This is a genomic window from Rhodococcus sp. NPDC006774, assembly GCF_040636045.1.
Classification (GTDB): Bacteria; Actinomycetota; Actinomycetes; order Mycobacteriales; family Mycobacteriaceae; genus Rhodococcoides.
In genome coordinates, this window is record NZ_JBEYIW010000005.1 from 250504 (window position 1) to 271410 (window position 20907).

Consider the following 20907-nt stretch of genomic DNA (forward strand, 5'->3'; position numbering starts at 1 on the left):
GTGACATGGAACAAATTAAAGCCCCGACCTCGAAGTTATGGACGGAAATCGCCAGATTTTCATCCACAACTTCGAGTTCGGCGGAGGGTCACTTCAGGACGATGTTCACCATTCGACCCGGGATCACGATGATCTTGGTCGGGGCCTTGCCGTCGAGCAGGGCCACGATTTTCTCGTCGGCCAGAGCCGTCTTCTCGACGTCGTCCTTCGTCGCATCGGCGGGGACGGTGATGCGGCTGCGGACCTTGCCGTTGACCTGGATGGGGTAGTCGACGGTATCGGCGACCAGCCACTTCTTCTCCACGCGCGGGAAGGGTCCGTGCGCCAACGACTTCTCGTGACCAAGCTTGCTCCACAGTTCCTCGGACAGGTGCGGGGCCAGCGGAGCGAGCATCAGGATCAGTGGCTCCACCACTCCGCGCGGCGCACCGTCGGGGTACGCCTTGGTGATGTGGTTGGTCAGCTCGATGAGCTTGGCACCGGCCGTATTGTCGCGGAGCGCAGCATAATCCGCGTGCACACCGTCGATCACGCGGTTCAACACCCGCAGCGTGTCCTCGGTCGGCTTGTCGTCGGTGACGCGGACCTCGCCGGTCACCTCGTCGAGCGCCAGTCGCCAGACGCGCTGCAGGAACCGCTGCGCGCCGACGACGTCCTTGGTCGCCCACGGCCGTGAGGTGTCCAGCGGCCCCATCGACATCTCGTAGAAGCGAAGGGTGTCGGCACCGTACTCGGCGAAGATCTCGTCGGGGGAGACCGAGTTCTTCAGGGACTTACCCATTTTGCCGTACTCACGGTTGACGGGCTGGTCCTGATAGAAGTAGCCGCCGTCGCGCTCGACGACCTCGGCCGCGGGTACGTAGACGCCTCGGGCATCGGTGTAGGCGTAGGCCTGGATGTAGCCCTGGTTGTAGAGGCGACGGTACGGCTCGCTCGAGCTGACGTGGCCCAGATCGAAGAGCACCTTGTGCCAGAAGCGCGAGTACAGCAGGTGCAGCACCGCATGCTCGACGCCACCGACGTAGAGATCGACTCCGCCGGGATCGTTCGGTCCGTGGATCTCCGGACGCGGTCCGACCCAGTACTTTTCGTTCTCGGGGTCGGCGAAGGCCTCGGAGTTGGTTGGGTCGATGTAGCGCAGCTGGTACCAGGAACTACCGGCCCACTGCGGCATGACGTTGGTGTCGCGGGTGTATGTCTGCAACCCGTCGCCCAGATCGAGTTCGACGTTGACCCACTCGCTGGCCTTCGCCAACGGCGGGGACGGCTCGGAGCCGGCGTCGTCGGGATCGAACGAGACCGGTGCGTAGTTCTCGACCTCCGGAAGTTCCACCGGCAGAGCGGAATCCGGCAGGCCGTGCGGGTTGCCCTCGGAGTCCCAAACGATCGGGAAGGGCTCACCCCAGTAGCGCTGGCGAGCGAACAGCCAGTCGCGCAGCTTGTACTGAATGGTGCCGCGGCCGGTGCCGTCGGCCTCCAACCGCGCGATGACGACAGCCTTGGCCTCGTCCACGGGCAGGCCGTCGAGGAAGTCGGAGTTCACCAACGCGCCGTCGCCGACATATGCCGCCTCGGTGACGTCTCCGCCCGAAATGACCTCGCGCACAGGCAGACCGAACGCCGTGGCAAACTCCCAGTCGCGTGCGTCGTGCCCGGGTACGGCCATGATCGCACCGGTGCCGTAGCCCGTGAGCACGTAGTCGGCGATGAACACCGGCACCTGCTCACCGTTGACCGGGTTGCTCACATAGGCACCGATGAAGACGCCGGTCTTCTCCTTGTTCTCCTGCCGCTCCAGATCCGACTTGGCCGCGATCGACGCGCGATATGCCGCAACGGCTTCCGCGGGAGTGGCGGCTCCGCCCGTCCACTTGTCGGACACGTCGGAAGGCCACTCGGGAGCAACCAACCCGTCGACCAGTTCGTGCTCGGGGGCGAGCACCACGTAGGTCGCACCGAACAGCGTGTCCGGGCGGGTGGTGAACACCTCGATGTTCGAGAACGAGACCTGTGCACCACGGGATCGCCCGATCCAGTTGCGCTGCATGGTCTTGACCTTCTCGGGCCAATCCAGGTACTCGAGGTCGTCTACCAGGCGGTCGGAGTACGCGGTGATTCGCATCATCCACTGCCGCAGGTTCTTTCGGAACACCGGGAAGTTGCCGCGATCACTGCGTCCGTCGGCCGTGACCTCCTCGTTGGCGAGCACCGTACCCAGACCGGGGCACCAGTTGACCATCGAGTTGGACTCGTACACCAGACGGAAGCCGTCGATCACCTCACGACGCTCGCCGACGGTCAGCGAGTCCCAGGAGCGGCCGTCGTCCAACGTGCGCTCACCCGACGCGAACGCCGCCTCGAGTTCCGAGATGGGCCGCGCTTTGCCGAGGTCCGCGTCGAACCACGAGTTGAAGATCTGCAGGAAGATCCACTGTGTCCAGTGGTAGAAGTCGACGTCCGTCGTCGCCAGGGACCGTCGGCGATCGTGTCCGAGGCCCAGCCGACGCAACTGGCGTCGCATGTTGGTGATGTTGTCCTCGGTGGTGCTGCGCGGGTGCGTGCCCGTCTGCACGGCGTACTGCTCGGCCGGCAGACCGAACGCGTCGTAGCCCAGCGCGTGGAGCACGTTGCGACCCTGCATGCGGTGATACCGCGCGAACACGTCGGTGGCGATGTAACCGAGAGGGTGGCCGACATGTAGGCCGCTGCCCGAGGGGTACGGGAACATGTCCTGGACGAACAGCTTGTCCTTCGGGACGTCTCCGGCGAGGGTTCCGACCGGGTTGGGAGCGTCGAAAGTGCCCTGCTTCTCCCACAGGTCCTGCCACTGCTCCTCGATGTGCCCGGCGAGTTCGGCTGTGTAGCGGTACTCGGGGGCGGACTCGGTGGGTGCTTCAACGGAATCGGTCACACCTACCAGCCTAAAGTGTGACGCGGCCCGGCTGGTACCAGGACCTCGCTGCGCCGTATCCTGGCCAGGTGGTCATCGTCTCGGTTGTGTTGTTCGTGCTCGCCCTCGTCGTCGGCGCTGTCGCCCTCGCGTCGCTGCTGGGCCGGCTCCCACGCAACCGCTTTGCCGGTGTCCGCACCGCCGAAGCCATGCGTGACGACGAGACGTTCACCCTCGCCAATCGCGTCGCCGGTCCCACCACCGCCGCATCGGCCCTGGTGCTGGCCATCGGCGGCGTGGCCGCTCTTGCGCTGAGCGGCATCGTCGCCGTCGTGGGCGTCGTCGTTGCCCTCGTTGCCGCGCTGTTCATCGCCGCGGCCGGCGGATCCATCGGGGCCCGCGCAGCAGCGGCCGTTCCGCCACCCGCCGAGGCGGACGGATGCGGAAGCTCGTGCATCTCGTGCAGCCTCAAGGACGCCTGCCAGCCGAGCTGAGCAGATGAAGGCGAAGGCACTACGCACGTTCGACCCGGCCGGGGTCGTCTTCGGCGTCGTCGTTCCCCTTGCGGTAGCCGCACTCGGACTCGTCCTGGCATACCTGTGGCAAGGCCGCCTGCCGGAGGAGGTCGCCACTCACTTCAGCGGCACCGAACCGGACGACTTCTCCAATCCGCTCTCCAACGCCTGGACCCTTGCCATCGTGATCGTGCTGGTGGGCGGCGGGTGCAGCGCCGTCGCATCGTTGGCTCGGGTGCTGCTGATCATGCGTCGCACGATGCTGATCATCGGGCTGACCGTCGTCGGGCTGATCGGTGTTCTGCAGATCGCGACCCTTGTTCGCGAACTGGACATGGCGACCGCGCAGAGCGTCACCATCCCCGGTTGGGCCATTGCGGTGGGGACCGTCGTCGGCTTCGCGGCCGGGCTGTTCGGAGCGTCGCGACTGCGTGACCACCGCGAACGCGTCGTCGCCACGTCTGCGCCGCACTCCGATCTCCAGCGGTGCAGCCCCGAATTACCCCTGGTCGTCCGCGTCGGTGCCAGTCGAATCGCCGGTATCACCGTCGTGGCTGTATCCCTGGCCGGGGCCGCTCTGACGTGCTATCTGTCCAGCTCACTGTGGCCGATCTTCCTGTTCGCCCCACTGACGATTCTGATTCTGTCGTTGCTGCGATTCACCGTGCACATCGACAGCGACGGCCTCTTCGTCTCGAGCCTGGGCATGGCGGCATTCGATTACGGAATCGACGAGATCACCGGTGCCTCGGTTCGGGCGGTCGATCCCTCGAAGGAGTTCGGCGGTTGGGGTCTGCGGGCCAAGGGACGCGGAAACTACGCCGTCGCCACCGAGGCCGGCCCCGCGGCCTTCGTCACGTTCGCCAACGGGGACCGGCTCACCATCGGTTCTGCCGACGCAAGAACGATCGCAGGCACTCTCAACTCATTGACCGCCCGCACTCGCAGCGCCACGGTGGATTAAGTTAGCCGAGTGAAGTTGTTGCGGGATACCGTGCTGGATCCCTTCCTGTTGGGAATCTTCGCGGTCGCAGCGCTGGCGAGCCTCTTCCCGGCGACCGGCACAGCGGAGGACGTACTGGGCTGGGTGACGCGCATCGCCATTGCGCTGCTGTTCCTGATCTACGGTGCCCGACTCTCGCCCCGCGACGCCTGGAACGGCGTCAAACACTGGCGGCTGCACTCGGTGATCCTGGCGTGCACGTACCTGCTGTTCCCGGCACTCGGGCTGGCCCTGCGGATCCTCGTCCCCGGCGTCATCAGCGACGACCTCTACACCGGAATGCTGTTCCTCTGCCTGGTCCCCTCGACCGTGCAGTCCTCGATCGCCTTCACCTCCATCGCCCGCGGCAACGTCGCCGGTGCCGTGGTGAGCGCCTCGTTCTCCAACATCATCGGCGTCTTCGTCACCCCACTGCTCGTGATCGCCCTGATGACCACGACCGGTTCCGTGACCATCGACCCCAGCTCGGTACTCGACATCGCCCTGCAACTACTGCTTCCGTTCGCCGTCGGTCAGCTCATCCGGCCCTGGGTGACAGGCTGGCTCACCCGGCACAGCGCGCCGACGAAACTCGTCGACCGCGGTTCGATCCTGCTGGTCGTCTTCGCCGCATTCAGCGAATCCATGAACCAGAACGTGTGGTCCTCGGTGGCGGTGTGGCGCATCGGCGTCGTCGTCGCAGTGTGCGCTGCGCTGCTCGCCCTGGTGCTGGTGATCACCTGGTACGGAGGCAAGTGGTTGGGCTTTCCCTTCGAGGATCGGGTGGTACTGCTGTTCTGCGGATCCAAGAAGAGCCTGGCCAGCGGGCTACCGATGGCCGCTGTGCTGTTCGTCGGCCAACCCGTCGGACTGATCGTGCTGCCGCTGTTGATCTTCCACCAGATTCAGCTGATGGTGTGCACCGTGATCGCCCAGCATTTCGCGCGACGACCGGAAACGGAACAGAGCCCGGTGGGCAGCGTCGCGGACTAGATTGGGTGTCACTCGAGCCGATCACGGGAGAAGACGATGACCAGGAAAATCCATGCCGACGGTATCGTCTCTGCGGCCTACACCGGCCGCCTCGCCACCAATCCCGTACCTGCACTGCGACTTCCCGAGGAACAGCTCGACCCCGATGCCGCCTACCGCTACATCCACGACGAACTGATGCTCGACGGCAGCTCGCGCCTGAATCTGGCGACGTTCGTCACCACGTGGATGGATCCCCAGGCCGAGAAACTCATGGCCGAGACGTTCGACAAGAACATGATCGACAAGGACGAATATCCGTCCACCGCCGCCATCGAGGAACGCTGCGTCAACATCGTTGCCGATCTGTTCCACGCGCCGGGACTCGACCGGGAGGACCCGTCGTCGGCCACGGGGGTCTCGACGATCGGATCCAGTGAGGCCGTCATGTTGGCCGGCTTGGCGCTCAAGTGGCGCTGGCGAGCCAAAGGAGCCGGCACCGGCACTCCGAATCTGGTGTTGGGCAGCAATGTTCAGGTGGTGTGGGAGAAATTCTGCCGCTACTTCGACGTGGAACCCAAATACCTGCCGGTCGAGCGCGGACGCTACGTCATCACCCCGGAACAGGTTCGAGACGCGGTGGACGAGAACACCATCGGTGTCGTCGCGATCCTCGGCACCACGTTCACCGGGGAACTCGAACCGGTACAGGAGATCTGCGCGGCACTGGATGCGATCGCGGGTAGCGGCGGGCCGGACGTACCGGTTCATGTCGACGCGGCCAGTGGCGGATTCGTCGTACCGTTTCTGTACCCGGAGCTCGTGTGGGACTTCCGGTTGCCTCGGGTCAAGTCCATCAACGCCAGCGGCCACAAGTACGGATTGACCTATCCGGGAATCGGATTCGCCGTCTGGCGAACCAAGGAAGACCTCCCCGAGGACCTCGTCTTCCGCGTCAATTACCTCGGCGGAGACATGCCTACCTTCACGTTGAACTTCTCCAGGCCGGGCAACCAGGTGATCGGGCAGTACTACAACTTCCTGCGCCTGGGCCGGTCCGGCTACACCGACATCATGAAAGCACTGCGCGACACGGCCGTTCGCGTGAGCCGACACCTCGACAAGCATCCCGACATCGAGGTGATCACCGACGGATCGGCCATCCCGGTCCTGTCGTTCATGTTGAAGGACCATTGCGGTTTCACCGTCTTCGACGTCTCCCACGAGCTACGTGCCCGCGGATGGCAGGTGCCGGCGTACACGATGCCCGACAACGCCACCGACGTCGCCGTACTCCGAATCGTCGTTCGAGAGGGCTTCAGCGCGGACCTGGGCCGAATGCTGTGCATCGCCATCGACGACGTGATCGCCGGACTGAAGTCAGGTGGACACTCGACCGCGCAGGCTTTCGCTCACTAGTGCCTGCGGCAGCCGCACTCAGTTCCGCTCGACATCGATCGGGTGGGACGCGAGCAGTGCCAACGGCATCGGCTGCCGGCGTAGAACGTGCGCCCACAAGTCGATCCGCGGCGGACCGATCACGTCGGATGCCAACGCCGACACTACCATCCAGTCCTCGCGATCGAGTTCGCCTTCGAGTTGACCGAACGTCCAGCCCGAATATCCGGCGAAGATGCGTACACCCTCGATGAGTGGGCCGATATCGGCTGGATCGGAATCGAGATCGACCATCACCACTCGGCCGTCGACGCGGCGCAGACCGGGAACGCCGTCGATCGACACACCGGTCCGCAGCGTCGCCAGGCACAGGGCGGAATCGCGCTTGACCGGGCCACCGACGTACAACGCCTGCGGCTTGGCTGCCAGCTCGGACCAGTTGGGCAGTACGTTCTGCACCGCCGTCTCACTGGGACGATTGATCACGACACCGAGGCTGCCCGCGTCGTTGTGTTCGATGATGTAGATGACGGTGCGCCTGAACGTGGGCTCCACGAGTTCGATGGACGACACCAACAGACTGCCGGGACGAACATCGCGCAAGGCCGACGCCGTCTGGTCCTCGGGTTCCTCCGCATGCGATGCCACGCTCATCATTGTGGCACCGAGCACCCGCGGATGTGGCGCAAGCGATACGGCCAGTCCTCATGAGTCGAGTCCGGCGATATCGGTAAGAAGTCCCAACTGGTACTCGAACAGATCGTCCCTGCTGGCGAACGTCGTGGCTCCGTACTGATCGAACACATCGAAGCTGATGGCCCCGAACAGTGACGCCCACACCATGACTCCCAGTGCGATCAGCTCGTCGGGCAGATCCATCTCCATCTGTGCACGAATGTCCTCGAAGCTGCCGTGCAGTGACGCCAGCTCGGGAGGATCGGCCTCGACGTCCGGTCGACGTGTCTGCCACGCCGAGTGCAGGACGGCCACCAACGTGGTGATCACTCGGGTGCCCGGCCCGGTGGTCTGCTCCGCGGGGGCGTGATAGCCGGGCACCGGGCTGCCGAACAGCAACGCGTAGCGCGCCGGCTCCCGCAATCCCCACTGCCGCACCGTCCGGCCGAGCGCGAGGAATTTCTCCTTGGGTCCGTCCGCTGCGTCCACCGCTGCGTCGACGGTGTCGCCGAGCTCGGTGTATCCGTCGACGACGAGCAGGGTCAGCAGCTCGTCGCGACTGGCGACGTATCGGTACACGGCCGAGGACACGACTCCGAGGTCCCGCGCGACGGCGCGCAACGACAGGGCCGCGGCGCCGTCGGCGGCCAGGTGTTCGCGTCCGATGCGCGTGATGTCGGCCAGGGTCTGAGCGCGGGCTCGGGTGCGGGGAGTGCTCGCCATGGCACTCACAGTAACTCCTGCTCTTTTAAGAGAGCAGTGCTCTTGCTTTTGTGCAGCCATGGGTGCAGACTCGACGTATCAGAGAGCACCGCTCTCGTTTACCTCGAATGGAGCGATCATGACCGAACTTCACGTCGTCACGGGAGCCGGACCTGTCGGCTGGACGGTCGCCGAACAGCTTGCTGCACAGGGTCATTCGGTGCGAGTCCTCACTCGATCCGGCAGCGGCCCCGAGCACCCGATGATCGAACGCCGCGTTGTGGACATCGAATCCGATGACCTTCGACCCCACCTGAGCGGTGCCACCGCCGTCTACCACTGCACCCACGTCGCGTACGAGAACACGGTGTGGCGGAACAAGCTCGTCGCGATGGAACACCGCGTGCTCGACGCGGCCGCGGGCACCGTCGTCGCGTTCCCCGAAAGTCTGTACGCCTACGGCCGAGTCGACGGTCCGATCCGCGAGGATTCGCCCCGCGACGCGACGTTCCGCAAGCTGGGGGTGCGCACCCAACTGTTGGCCGCACGCGACGCGCACTCGACACCCACCGTCAGCGTCGCTGCCTCGGATTTCTACGGGCCGCGTGTGTTGACCTCGCACATGGGTGAGCGGGTGATCGCGCCGATTCTGGCAGGCAAACCGGTCCGCGTCTTGGCCTCTGCCGATCTGCCCCACTCGTTCACCTACGTGCCGGATCTGGCAGCCGCGATGATCACGGCCGCGGCGTCGCCGTCGCTGTGGAACACCGTCCTGCATGCGCCCACCGCGCCTGCGGTGTCGCAACGAGCGATGATCGAGATGTTCTCGGCTGCAGCACAATTACCGTCTCCGAAGGTCGGCACCATTCCGGCCTGGGCACTGCGACTGCTGAGCGCGGTGCCCGGACCGATGAAGGAACTCGGCGACACCCTCTACCAGTTCCGCTACCCCTACGTCCTCGACTCGAGCCGCAGCGAGGCGATCCTCGGGCAGCAGCCGACGTCACTCGTCGACGGCACTGCCGCAACGATGGCGTGGTGGGCCGCGACTCCCGCCGTCTCCGTATGACGGGCGGGGGCTAAAGTCCCGTCGGTGAGCGACGCTTCCTTCCGTACCCGGCTACGCGAATCTCCGGGGGTCGGCAAGCTGACCACCATCAGGTTCGCCGGTCAGTTCGGCGACGGGTTGTTCCAGGCCGCGCTCAGCGGTGCCATTCTGTTCAACCCGGAGCGTGCGACGAATCCTGCCGAGATCGCGGCGGGGTTCGCGGTGCTGCTCGTCCCGTATTCGCTGGTCGGGCCGTTCGCCGGAGCTCTACTGGATCGATGGGATCGGCGGTCGGTCCTGCTGTGGGCCAATCTGATCCGCATTGTCCTGATCATGGCCACCGCGCTGCTGCTGTGTGCCGGAGTGGACTCGACACCGCTGTTGCTGCTGGCGCTGGCCACTGTAGGGCTGAGCAGATTCGTACTGGCCGGCGCCTCGGCGTCCTTGCCACACGTGATTCGGCAATCGTGGCTGGTACCGATGAACTCGGTACTGGCGACCGTCGGATCCGGTTTCGCAGCGGCAGGTGCGGGCCTCGCGGTCGCGGTGATCGGTCTCGTCGGCGCAGGGGATCTCGGTTCGGGCATCGCAGTCGGTCTCGCCGCCACCGGATCGATCGTCGGGGCGCTCGCCGCCGCGCGGTTCCGCCCGCGATCGCTCGGACCGGGCGTCGAGAGCCGCACCGACAGTCCGCTGAAAGACGTTGCTGCGGGACTGAAATCGGGCGCACAGGCCGTCTGGCGCTCCGCCGGTGTCACGACCGCGATGCTCGGCATCGGTGCGCACCGCATCGTGTTCGGCATCAACACGCTGATCATGGTGTTGATTCTGCGCGAGAGCGCAGTAGAGAGCTCGCTGCCCGGCGGCCTCGCCGGCTTCGGCATCGCTGTCGGTGCCACGGCGATCGGCATGTTCCTCGCCGCCCTGATCACCCCCTTCGCCGTTCCCCGTTTCGGGCGCACCCGCACGATCGCCGCCGCGCTTGTGCTCGCCATCGTGGCGCAGCTCGGTGCCGTATCGGGTCTGACGCAGACCAGTCTGCTGATCGGAGCCTTCCTTCTGGGCATCGCCGGGCAGACCGTCAAACTCAGTGGCGACGCTGCCATGCAGATAGAGATCGACGACGCCCATCGCGGACGCGTTTTCGCGTTGCAGGACACCGTGTTCAACGTCGCATTCGTCGCTGCCCTCGCTGCTGCGGCGGTCGCGGTCGGCCCGGACACGACCGATCTGAGCCAGGACCCCACCGCGCACATCCTGGTGTTCGTCGGGGCCGGTATCTACGCTCTCGGCCTGGCCGCGGCGGTGATGAACACCGGGCGCACACGCCGCTGACGTGGTGTACCTTTCCGTATCGGACCGATAGGTTTCGTCGGAGAGCACGGGGGCACCGCATGTACGGCCGCACGACGTCGCTCGGGTGCATACTCGCGGTTGCCGCAGGTACGGCCGTTCTTGCTGCGCCCCCGGCGTTCGCAGCACCGCCTCCGCCGGTGAACTCCTGTGGCGAAACAGGATTCGACCCCAAGGACTACCCACCCGAGCCCACCGGGCCGGGCAATCCGCCGCAGCTGCCGCCGTTGCCGGATCGTGTGGTGATCCCCGTGCCGTATCCGTCGATCGAACTCGTGCCGGTTCCCGACCCCGCCCCGAACAACACTCGCGTGCAGGCCGAACCGCTGACCGACCCGTGTGCGGACCCGTGCCCCGATCTCACCGACGACACCGATTCACCGACGCCGGCAACGGGCTCTGCAGATCATCTGCCGTTCCCCCGCATCGAGATCGACCCGCAACCCGAAACCATTCCCATCCCGATTCCCGGACCCGGTGGTACCCCGGGAACGGCGCCGCCTGCACCCGCCATCCCTGCAGCCGAGCCCGGTCCGAAGACTCCGCCTGTGGCGATACCCACCGTCGGGAGCGTCGCAGTGGTCTCCCAATTGACCGGACCCGGGTCGGAGAACCGCACCGACAAGCGCTGGCAGGTGAACGGAACCGACCTCGGCATCATGTGAGAGAGCAAGCCCGGCGAGGTCGCCGTCGCATTCGGCGATTCCTTCGGTAAGGGGTGGGAGTTCGGCGTCGTCGGCGGCGACGACTGGCGCTCCAACGCGCTCGGCCACAGCACCGACACCGACCTGTCCGACGGTATGACCCTGGACTCGATGGTGCAGGATTCCCGTTGTCACGCAGCCGAATTACTGCCCTCGCGCAAGGTGAAGAACTGGGAGACCACGGTCATTCCCACCTCCGGTTTCGCCATAGACGATCGGCAGTACATGTCGTACATGTCCATCAGGCGCTGGAGCACGATTCCCGGCCTGTGGTGGACCAACTACGGCGGCATCGCCTATTCCGACGACAACGGTTCCACCTGGGTCAAGGACCAGCATGCCAAGTGGGACAACGTCTTCGGCTTCTCCAAGTTCCAGGTGTCCACAATGGTCCCGGCGGGGGAGTACGTCTACATGTTCGGCACCGTCAACGGACGCGTCGGACAGGTCGGTCTCGCTCGCGTCCCGAAAACCGACGTGCTGAACAAAACCGCATACCAATACTGGGTGAACGGCACCTGGGCTCCCGTCGGATCGAACGAGGCCACCCCCATCGCCGACGGTATGGCCGGGGAACTGTCGGTCCGTCACGACGAGTCCCGAGGCCTGTGGCAGATGACGTATCTCGATCCGATCCGCGGGGATATCGTGCTGCGAGAGGCGAATTCGCCGCAGGGGGAGTGGACCGCGCCCAGCACGTTGATCGACACTGCCGAGTACCCGAAAGCGTACGGCGGCTTCATTCACCCGTGGTCGACCTCGAACGAGCTGTACTTCACCATCTCCGAGTGGGACAGCTACAACGTCTACCTCGTCAAGGCCGATCTTCGCTCGTCCTGAGCACGTGCGCGGGACGCGCCTACTGCGTGGGCCACCACTCGAGCAGCGCGGCCTCGGCGTCCTCGCGGGAGAGTGGTCCTCGATCGAGGCGCAGTTCTTTCAGGAACTTCCATGCCTTGCCCACGTCGGGTCCGGCCGGGATGTTCAGCAACTCCATGATGGCGTTACCGTCGAGGTCCGGCCGCACCCGCGCCAGGTCCTCCTGCTCGGCGATGCGGGCGATGCGTTCTTCCAGGTCGTCGTAGGTGGCCTGCAGCGCCGCGGCTCGACGCTTGTTCCTCGTGGTCGAGTCGGCCCGAACCAGCTTGTGCAGCTTGGGCAGTAGCTCGCCGGCATCGGTGGCGTAGCGGCGGACGGCAGAGTCGGTCCACTGACCCTTGCCGTAGCCGTGGAAACGCAGATGCAGGAACACCAGATGCGAGACGTCCTCGATCATCTTCTTGGAATATTTCAAGGCGCGCATGCGCTTTCGGACCAGCTTGGCTCCGACGACCTCGTGGTGATGGAAGCTGACTCCGCCGCCCGGCTCGTTTCGCTTGGTATCGGGCTTGCCGATGTCGTGCAGCAGTGCGGCCCAACGCAATACGAGGTCGGGATCGCCGTCCTCGAGATCGATCGCCTGCGCGAGCACCGTCAGCGAGTGGGTGTACACGTCCTTGTGCTGGTGGTGCTCGTCGATCTCGAGCTTCATGTTGGGCACCTCGGGAACGATCCGCTGCGCCAATCCCGTCTCGCACATCACGTCGATGCCGTCGACCGGGTGCGAGCCGAGCAACAGCTTGTCCAACTCCACCTGGATTCGCTCGGCGGTGATGCGGTCGATCTGCTCCGCCATGTCCTCGATGGCCCGATGCACCCGAGGCATCAGCGTGAATCCCAACTGAGAGACGAACCGCGCGGCCCGCAGCATCCGCAGTGGATCGTCTCCGAACGACACCTCCGGTGCCGACGGGGTATCGAGAACACCCTCGAGCAGCGCATCCATCCCGCCGAGTGGATCGACGAACTCCTGAGCACCGTCCGCTCCGAGACGTACTGCCATGGCGTTGACGGTGAAATCGCGTCGAACGAGATCTTCTTCGAGGCTGTTGCCGTACTGCACCTCGGGATTGCGGGAGACCTGATCGTAGGAGTCGGTGCGATAGGTGGTGATCTCGATCGTCTGGCCGTCCTTGGCCGCACTGATGGTCCCGAACGCGATGCCGGTGTCCCACTGATGGTCCGCCCAGCCCGACAGCAACCTCTGCACGTCCTCGGGCCTGGCGTCGGTGGTGAAATCCAAGTCGGTTCCGAGTCGACCGAGAACTGCATCGCGCACCGTGCCACCGACGAGGAAGAGCTCGTGCCCCGCCGCCGCGAACAGTGCACCCAGCGGCGTCAACACCGGAGCGAGTTCGCGCAGCGTCACAGCAGCTCCCGCCAGCAACCTCTCCCGGCGGGCATCGGTCTGCTCGGCGGAAACGGAGGACAGGGACTGATCGGCCACGGTGGAAGAGCCTACTTGCGCCGAGCCGATCGATTGTCCCGGCCTTCACCCCGCGGTGCGGCACAGTAGAAGAGTGCGCACAGGCAACTAGTATGGATCGGGTGTCTGCTGCCGAACGTGCGAACAGGAGCCGCCGCAACCCGCGGCGGCGTCAGGCACGCGCCGACACCGAAGCACCCAAGCTGCGGACCGTCCGCGAGACCTCCGCAGGCGGCCTCGTGGTCGACGGCCTCGACGGGCCTCCGGCCAAGCGTTGCGCCGCCCTGATCGGCCGCACCGACCGCCGCGGACGCCTGCTCTGGTCCCTGCCCAAGGGTCACATCGAGCAGGGCGAAACGGCCGAGCAGACGGCCATGCGCGAGGTCGCCGAGGAAACCGGTATCCGCGGTACCGTCCTGGCCTCGCTGGGCAGCATCGACTACTGGTTCGTCACCGAGGGCCGACGCGTCCACAAGACCGTCCACCACTACCTGCTCCGATTCCTGGGCGGCGAACTCTCCGACGAGGACCTCGAAGTGACCGAGGTCGCGTGGGTTCCGCTGACCGAACTACCGTCTCGACTCGCCTATGCCGACGAACGCAAACTCGCCGCCATCGCCACCCGCCTGATCGACGACATGAGCAGCGGCAACTCGGGCGCACCCATCCCCGGCGGGAAGTGATCGTGCGGGCCCGGAAGGTCGCTGCCGCCGCATTGACCACGTTCGTTCTTGCGGTGGCACCGTCGGTCGGCACCGCAGCACTGATCCCCGCGCAGCTTCCCGGCGCCGCAGCCCAACCCGACTCCTCCGTCGGCGACGCGAGCGGCACCACCAGCGCAGTTCCGGACACTCCGATGACGCAGGACGGCAACCCCTTCCTGACGCTGAGCATCGAGACCGTCGCCCCCTCCACCGTCACCACCAGCAGCGACCCGTTCGTCACCGTGCGCGCCACGGTGAGAAACACCGGGGACCGCCGCGTCGACGACGTCAGTGTCCGGATGCAGGCCGCTGCCGCCGTCGACACCACCGCCGGACTGCGGACCTCGTTGACTCTCGACCAGGACCGATTCGAGCGGGTCGGCGATTTCGTCACGGTCGCCGACTCGTTGGAGAAGGACGAGAGCCGCCAGTTCGACATGTCGATGCAGCTGCGCAGCACCACCGAACCCTCGCTGGGAATCGAGGCCCCCGGCGTCTACCCGCTACTGCTCAACGTCAACGGCACCCCCGAATACGGCGGAACCGCACGACTCGACGACGCCCGCTTCCTGCTCCCGGTCGTCGGACTACCCCGCAATCCCGGTGAGATGGACCCCACCGCTCCCGGCGCTATGCCGCTGCCCCCGAACACCAGCAACCCCGTCGCGATGACGGTCCTGTGGCCACTGGCCGACATTCCTCGCCTCGCTGCCGGAATCCCCGGTTCCGTGGACGAGCGCGTTCGGCTGATCGACGACGAACTGGCCGGCGAACTCACCGGTGGCGGACGGCTCGACACCCTGCTCAAAGCCTTCGAATTCGCGACGCAACCCGGCCTCGATCCCGACGGCAGACTGGCGTCGAGCCTGTGTATCGGCCTCGACCCCGACCTGCTCGTCACCGTCTCGAACATGACCCGCGGATACCTCGTCGTCGACAACCCGGCCGATCCCGCCAGCACGACCCGCGAGGGCACCGGAAGTGCAGCCGCGGCCCAGTGGCTGTCCCGACTCGAAGCGGTCGCGTCGAGCAGCTGCGTGACGGCGATGCCGTTCGCTCAGACCGATCTGGGAGCGGTGGCCGACATCGGCGATCCCACGTTGCTCAGCAGTGCCGTCAGTACCCCGGCCGACATCGTCGACGGCATCCTCGGCATCACCTCGACACGAGGCTTCACCTGGAGCACCACCGGCGGGGTCGACCCGGGCACCGCCGATGCTCTGCGGTCGGCCGGCACCGACACCGTGCTGGTCGCCGACAACAGCCTCGACCCGCCGACCTCGGCCCCCACCTCGCTGCTGGTTTCGTCCGAGACCCAGCCGTCGGGGGATCAGCAGACCGAGACACTGGCCGTCACCCACTACGACGCCGCTACTGCTGCGGCGCTGGCCGGCGTCGGAGACACCCCGTCCACGCCCGCCCTGACCCCCACCGAGCAGCGCTTCGATCTCGCCACCGACTCCCGCACCGCACGCCTGCAGGATGCGCTCGGAGCCATCAACTTCCATGCACTCGTCGGCACCGATCGGCCCGGCCGCACCGTCACCGTCGCGCCCCCGCAGTACTGGACCGCGGGCGGGGACGAACCGTCGGCGATTCTGTCGACGGTGTCCTCGCTGCTGCGTTCCGGTCTGGCGACGCCGCGCCCACTGGCCGAGTTGCTCGCCGAGCCCACGTCCGGACCCTCGGTGACCAGCATCGACGCATCCACCGAACTCGATGCCGACACCATCGGCCTGGTGCGATCGCAGAGCGCCCGGGTCGACACCCTGATGCAATCGCTCGTCGACGATCCTCAGTCCGAGCTGACCCCACGGCTGTACACCGCCCCGCTGCGCGAGGACATGCTCCGCGCACTGTCGACGGCGGGTCGCGCCGGCGCCGCCAGTGACGAAACCGGCACCATGGCGAGCGACCGACTCGCCGCCATCCGCATCGGACTGGACACCATCTACGGATCGGTGACCGTGCTGGCCCCGGGCGGGGTCTACACCCTCGCCTCGGAGCAGAGCCCGCTGCTGCTCGTCGCCCGCAACGACCTTCCCGTCCCGGTCAACGTGCTGCTCCGGGTCGATGCGCCGCAGGAGATGACGATCAGTGACGTCGGCATCACCCAACTTCCGGCCCGTGGATCACGGACCATCACCGTCCCGGCCGAGGTGGACGACACCCGCAATCTGTCGGTCGACTTCTCCGTCACGACGCTCGACGGCTCCCGGCTCGGCGAGGTCTCGACGGTGTCCGTTCGATCGAACGCATACGGCCAGGCACTGGCGATAATTACCGCCTGCGCCGGTGCTCTCCTACTGTTACTTGCAGGTCGACGCCTCTGGCACCGTTTCAGAGGTCAACCCGACCCGGCCGACGAAGGGTACGAGAGACCATGACAGGCAACGTCCCGTACGACGGCGACCTGCCGCGGTCACGCATGCCCGCATCGCAGGTGTTCCGCCGCACGACGCCACCGCGGTCCGCGCCGTGGGAGCGGCAGTCGCGGCCGGAGCTGCGCTCGTACCCGGCGCCGCCGCCGCTCGACGGGCAACCGGCCGCCGACGACACCGTCACCCAGATGATCCCGCGATTCCGGGACGAGGACTACCCGCAGGCACCGTCCGGAACGGTTCCGCCGACGAGAATTCCGCCGGGCGGGTCCGACCCGGCACCACAGCCCGAACCGAGGCCGCAGAAGTCACTGCTGGCCGCGTCCGGTTCGATCGCGGTAGCGACCCTGGTCAGCCGCATCACCGGATTCGCCAAGCAGGTCGCCATGACGGCCACCCTCGGCGCGGCGCTGGCCAGTGCGTTCACCGTCTCGACGATCCTGCCGAACATGATCTCCGAGCTGGTCCTCGGCGCAGTGCTCGGAGCCATCGTCGTTCCGGTGTTGGTCCGAGCCGAGCAGGAGGACGCCGACGGCGGACGGGCATTCGTTCGGCGCCTCTTCACCATCGCGGTGGCGCTCCTCGGAACCGTGGCACTCGCCGCCACCATCGCAGCCCCACTGTTGGCGCGGCTGATGCTCGACGGCGATCCGAAGGTCAACGAGGACCTGACCATCGCGTTCACCTATCTGGTACTGCCCGCGCTGATGTTCTACGGACTGTCCGGCCTGCTCACGGCGGTGCTCAACACCCGGCAGAACTTCAAGCCCGGAGCCTGGGCACCGGTGTACAACAACCTGATCGTGCTCGCGGTGTTCGCCCTGTACCCCTTCGTCCCGGGCGAGATCACCGCGAACACGATCGAGATGAGCAACCCCAAGATCCTCGTTCTCGGCCTCGGTGTGACCGCCGGTGTCATCACCCAGGTCCTCGCTCTGATCCCGGCCCTGCGCCGCGAACGCATCGACCTGCGCCCGCTGTGGGGATTCGACGAGCGACTCAAGAAGTTCGGCGCGATGGCAGCCGCGATCGTGCTCTACGTCGTCATCAGCCAGATCGGGCTGATCGTGGCCACCAGGATCGCGTCGGGCACCGACGATGCGAGCAACGTGATCTACTCGCAGGCCTGGATCGTGCTGCAGCTGCCCTACGGCATCCTCGGCGTGACGGTGCTGACGGCCATCATGCCCAGACTCAGCCGCAACGCAGCCAACGGTGACACTCCGTCCGTCGTCGACGATCTCTCGGTCGCGACCCGCCTGACGATGGTCGCGCTGGTGCCGATCGTGGTGTTCCTGACCTTCGCGGGGCCTTCGGTGGGCGAGGCGCTGTACGGCTTCGGCCGGTTCGCCGAGGTCGCACCCAGACTCGGCGAGGCCGTCAGCTGGTCGGCGTTCTCCCTCATCCCGTACGCCCTGGTGCTGATCCACCTGCGAGTCTTCTACGCCCGTGAGAAGGCCTGGACACCGACGTGGATCATCCTCGGCATCACCGCCGTCAAGATCGGCCTGTCGTTGCTCGCCCCGATCGTCGCGTCCTCGCCCGAGCAGGTGGTGCTGCTCCTCGGTGCAGCGACCGGCCTGGGCTACACCGTCGGCGCGATCATCGGCGGATACCTGCTCCACAAGAGCCTGGGCAGCCTGCGGATGGCCAACGTCGGCAAGACGGTCTGGCTGGTGCTCATCGCCTCACTGGCCGGCGGCGCGGCCATGCTCGCGATCGACCGGATCCTCGGGCTCGACGCCATGATGAACGGCTGGGTCGGCAATTTCGCCCGCGTGGCGATCGACGCCGTCATCATGCTCGGCATCACGTTCTCGATCCTCTGGTTCGGCAAGATTCCCGAAGTTCTGGCGGTCACCGTGGCCCTGAGCCGCCTCGTCCGCAGATTCCGCGGCACGTCCGAAGCGCGGGACGCAGATCTGGCTGCTGCAGAAACCGGCGTGATTCCGGTTATTCGAACCGAGCCCACATGGGACACTGCGCGGGATCGGCTCCCGTACCCTGGTCATCGGCACCCGGGGGCAGACGCTCATGAGGGTCGACCGTTCGTAGATCAACACGGGGCATATTCGCCTGAAGGAGTTACTGTGACCGACGACGATGTTGCTGGGGGGCCGGCACAATCTCCAGCAAGCGAAGCCGACCGAACGAGCGGCGGCGTCGAGGTCGACACCCAGGACCGCACCGAGCCCGTGAAGGCCGAGTCTGCTTCTTCCGCCAAGACTCCGAAGCCCGCCGAGACACCGTCGAAGGCTGCCGCTGACTCGAAGACTGCAGCCGAGTCGACGGCACCGAGCGCGGCCGCGGCTCCCGAGCAGGACGTCGAGAAGACCGCCGCCGAGGCAACTCCCGTCGAGTCCGCTGCCGACAAGCCCGCCGCCGACAAGCCTGCTCCGAAGCCGGTGGATCAGACGATTTCCATCTCCAAGGCTGCTCTCGCGGCGCGTCCGACCGACAAGACCATCTCCATCTCCAAAGCCGATCTTCCGGTCGAGACCCCCGGCGAGAAGAAGTCGACGCAGCAGTCGAAGCCGGAGCAGTCGAAGTCCGCGGCCGATGCGGATTCCGAGAAGACCGCAGCAACTCCGGCCACACCCGGCACTGCCGACTCGACCACCACGGACGAGGCCGCAGCTGCAACAGCCCCGGCGAGCGCTCCCGAGCGCACGCTCCGCGGCCCGACACTCATTCCCGGTGCCTCTGTGGCCGGAGGACGGTACCGACTGCTGGCACCGCACGGCGGCGCACGTGGACTCAAGTTCTGGCAGGCCCACGACGTGAAGCTCGATCGCGAGGTCGCACTGACGTTCGTCGACGCCGATCAGCAATCCACCGCCTCGACCGACGACCGCACCCAGGGACCGCAGGCAATTCTCTCGCGCACGCTCCGTCTGGGTCGGATCAATTCGCCCGGCCTCGCCCGCGTGCTCGACGTGGTGCGTGGCAGCTCCGGCGGCATCGTCGTCGCCGAGTGGACGCCCGGCCGGTCGCTGCGCGAAATGGCCGACACCGTGCCTGCACCCACCGGTGCTGCGCGCGCGATCAAGGTACTGGCCGCAGCAGCCGAGGCCGCACACCGCAGCGGCGGTGCCCTGTCGATCGATCACCCCGATCGCGTGCGCATCAGCTCCAGCGGCAATGCCGTCCTCGCCTTCCCCGCGACACTGGCCGACGCCGACCCGAGTTCGGACGTCCGCGGACTCGGCGCAATGCTCTACGCGCTGATCACCGCCAGGTGGCCGCTGTCCGACACCACCGGCGGTGCCGTCGTATCCGGTGATGCGGCTCAGGCCCGCAGCGTCGGTGGCATGCGCCCGGCCGACCGCGACGACAAGGGTGCCCCGCTCGAGCCGCGACAGGTCCGTCCGGACGTTCCGTTCGAGATCTCCGCAGTCGCAGTGCGGGCACTGGAACAGAACAGCGGAATCCGCACCGCTGCCACCGTGCAGCACGTCCTCGATCAAGCAGCGGTCGTCAACGACAAGACGGATCTGATGCCGGCGCTGCGACTGGGCCAGCGAGCGCCCGGTGCCAGTGGGCACTCGCTCGCGGATCCCGAGGAGATCGCCGCCGAGAAGGCCAAGTCGATGCGCACCAACATCGCCATCGCGGTACTCGGCGCACTGACTGTCGTCGTTCTCGCGTTCGCCGGCTTCTGGCTGTTCACTTCGATTGCCGGCAACGACACCGACACTCCGCTCGACACCCAGGACTTCGGTCTCACCACTCCGGCCACCGCACCACCGGCAGGCGATGCGACTGCTCCTCCGGCCGAGGCCGGTGGACCGGTGGCGATGAACGGCGTCAGCGTGTTCTCACCCCAGGGTTCCGCGGACAACCCGAGTACCGCCTCCAACGTGATCGACAACGACCCCAACACCGCCTGGACGACCGACTCGTACTTCCAGCAGTTCCCGGCCCTCAAGAACGGTGTCGGGCTGCTCGTGTCCATCCCGTCCTCGACGCTGCAGAACGCGTGGATCGAATCGACGTCTCCAGGAACCGTCGTGGAGATCCGGTCGGCCCCGAACGACTCACCCAGCCTGAGCGACACCACGCTGCTCGGTGAAGCCACGCTGCAGAACGGCCGAACCGACATCGCCCTCAGCGACACGGAGCCGACCGGGAACGTGCTCGTCTGGATCACGAGTCTCGGTGAACAGGGCGGTCGCATCGCCACCTCGATCTCCGGGATCGGTTTCGACTCCTAGATCGGGCATTCGGTAACCAAAACGGGTTCGTTTCGTACTTCGCGGTCTCGATGGCCTAGGCTCC

13 protein-coding genes and 1 pseudogene are annotated in these 20907 nt (G+C 66.3%); 10 read left to right on the forward strand and 4 right to left on the reverse strand.

Annotation, left to right across the window (positions count from 1 at the left end):
* Positions 1–88: 88 nt before the first annotated feature.
* Positions 89–2911 carry a leucine--tRNA ligase gene (gene leuS, locus ABZ677_RS10520; RefSeq protein ID WP_358369057.1) on the reverse strand — a complete coding sequence of 941 codons (2823 nt, stop codon included), beginning with the start codon at positions 2909–2911 and terminating at the stop codon, positions 89–91.
* Positions 2912–2979: 68 nt separating this feature from the next.
* Between leuS and ABZ677_RS10525 the strand changes: the two genes are divergently transcribed.
* From ABZ677_RS10525 to ABZ677_RS10540, 4 genes are read left to right on the forward strand one after another with little or no spacing between them, the layout of a single operon-like run.
* Positions 2980–3384 carry an SdpI family protein gene (locus tag ABZ677_RS10525; protein ID WP_358369188.1) on the forward strand — a complete coding sequence of 135 codons (405 nt, stop codon included), beginning with the start codon at positions 2980–2982 and terminating at the stop codon, positions 3382–3384.
* A gap of 4 nt (positions 3385–3388) precedes the next feature.
* Positions 3389–4369 carry a DUF1648 domain-containing protein gene (locus ABZ677_RS10530; protein ID WP_358369060.1) on the forward strand — a complete coding sequence of 327 codons (981 nt, stop codon included), beginning with the start codon at positions 3389–3391 and terminating at the stop codon, positions 4367–4369.
* Between the two features lie 9 nt (positions 4370–4378).
* The gene (locus ABZ677_RS10535; protein WP_094632184.1) at positions 4379–5380 is read left to right on the forward strand and encodes a bile acid:sodium symporter family protein; all 1002 of its coding nucleotides are present in this window, start codon (positions 4379–4381) and stop codon (positions 5378–5380) included.
* 36 nt (positions 5381–5416) lie between these two features.
* Positions 5417–6778, forward strand: a complete 1362-nt coding sequence (locus ABZ677_RS10540) for a glutamate decarboxylase (RefSeq protein ID WP_358369063.1) — start codon at positions 5417–5419, stop codon at positions 6776–6778.
* Between the two features lie 18 nt (positions 6779–6796).
* On the opposite strand, the gene ABZ677_RS10545 is transcribed toward ABZ677_RS10540, so the two are convergent.
* On the reverse strand, positions 6797–7411 hold the full coding sequence (locus tag ABZ677_RS10545) for a YqgE/AlgH family protein (RefSeq protein WP_230596486.1): 615 nt from the start codon (positions 7409–7411) through the stop codon (positions 6797–6799).
* Positions 7412–7462: 51 nt separating this feature from the next.
* The gene (locus ABZ677_RS10550; RefSeq protein ID WP_358369066.1) at positions 7463–8155 is read right to left on the reverse strand and encodes a WHG domain-containing protein; all 693 of its coding nucleotides are present in this window, start codon (positions 8153–8155) and stop codon (positions 7463–7465) included.
* A 118-nt stretch (positions 8156–8273) separates the two neighbouring features.
* Between ABZ677_RS10550 and ABZ677_RS10555 the strand changes: the two genes are divergently transcribed.
* The 3 genes and pseudogenes from ABZ677_RS10555 to ABZ677_RS10565 all read left to right on the forward strand — a co-directional run bounded on the left by ABZ677_RS10555 (position 8274) and on the right by ABZ677_RS10565 (position 12079).
* The gene (locus ABZ677_RS10555; protein ID WP_358369069.1) at positions 8274–9203 is read left to right on the forward strand and encodes an NAD-dependent epimerase/dehydratase family protein; all 930 of its coding nucleotides are present in this window, start codon (positions 8274–8276) and stop codon (positions 9201–9203) included.
* A 24-nt stretch (positions 9204–9227) separates the two neighbouring features.
* Positions 9228–10517: an MFS transporter gene (locus ABZ677_RS10560; protein ID WP_358369072.1), complete on the forward strand. Its 1290-nt coding sequence runs from the start codon at positions 9228–9230 to the stop codon at positions 10515–10517.
* 59 nt (positions 10518–10576) lie between these two features.
* Positions 10577–12079, forward strand: a pseudogene (locus tag ABZ677_RS10565) (DUF4185 domain-containing protein).
* 19 nt (positions 12080–12098) lie between these two features.
* Here the strand turns inward: ABZ677_RS10565 and ABZ677_RS10570 are convergent.
* A complete protein-coding gene (locus tag ABZ677_RS10570; RefSeq protein ID WP_358369075.1) occupies positions 12099–13565 on the reverse strand; it encodes a CCA tRNA nucleotidyltransferase in 1467 nt (488 codons plus the stop codon).
* Positions 13566–13666: 101 nt separating this feature from the next.
* On the opposite strand from ABZ677_RS10570, the gene ABZ677_RS10575 reads away from it, so the two are divergent.
* The 3 genes from ABZ677_RS10575 to ABZ677_RS10585 are packed head-to-tail and all read left to right on the forward strand — an operon-like array spanning position 13667 to position 20843.
* Positions 13667–14227, forward strand: coding sequence for an NUDIX hydrolase (locus ABZ677_RS10575; protein ID WP_032396972.1), 561 nt, complete (start codon positions 13667–13669; stop codon positions 14225–14227).
* Entirely contained in the window at positions 14224–16635 is a 2412-nt protein-coding gene (locus tag ABZ677_RS10580; protein WP_358369078.1) for a glycoprotein, read from the forward strand. Before ABZ677_RS10575 ends, ABZ677_RS10580 begins: the two co-directional genes overlap by 4 nt.
* Positions 16632–20843 (forward strand): lipid II flippase MurJ, encoded by a 4212-nt coding sequence (locus tag ABZ677_RS10585; protein ID WP_358369080.1) that lies wholly within the window; start codon positions 16632–16634, stop codon positions 20841–20843. The genes ABZ677_RS10580 and ABZ677_RS10585 overlap by 4 nt, the downstream gene beginning before the upstream one ends.
* The last annotated feature ends 64 nt before the right edge of the window (positions 20844–20907 follow it).

Bases quoted from the DNA above. Each gene is read 5' to 3' on its own strand.
- ABZ677_RS10550 (WP_358369066.1), bottom strand. From the start codon at position 8,155: ATGGCGAGCACTCCCCGCACCCGAGCCCGCGCTCAGACCCTGGCCGAC.
- ABZ677_RS10545 (WP_230596486.1), bottom strand. From the start codon at position 7,411: ATGAGCGTGGCATCGCATGCGGAGGAACCCGAGGACCAGACGGCGTCG.
- ABZ677_RS10585 (WP_358369080.1), top strand. From the start codon at position 16,632: ATGACAGGCAACGTCCCGTACGACGGCGACCTGCCGCGGTCACGCATG.
- ABZ677_RS10540 (WP_358369063.1), top strand. From the start codon at position 5,417: ATGACCAGGAAAATCCATGCCGACGGTATCGTCTCTGCGGCCTACACC.
- ABZ677_RS10530 (WP_358369060.1), top strand. From the start codon at position 3,389: ATGAAGGCGAAGGCACTACGCACGTTCGACCCGGCCGGGGTCGTCTTC.
- ABZ677_RS10555 (WP_358369069.1), top strand. From the start codon at position 8,274: ATGACCGAACTTCACGTCGTCACGGGAGCCGGACCTGTCGGCTGGACG.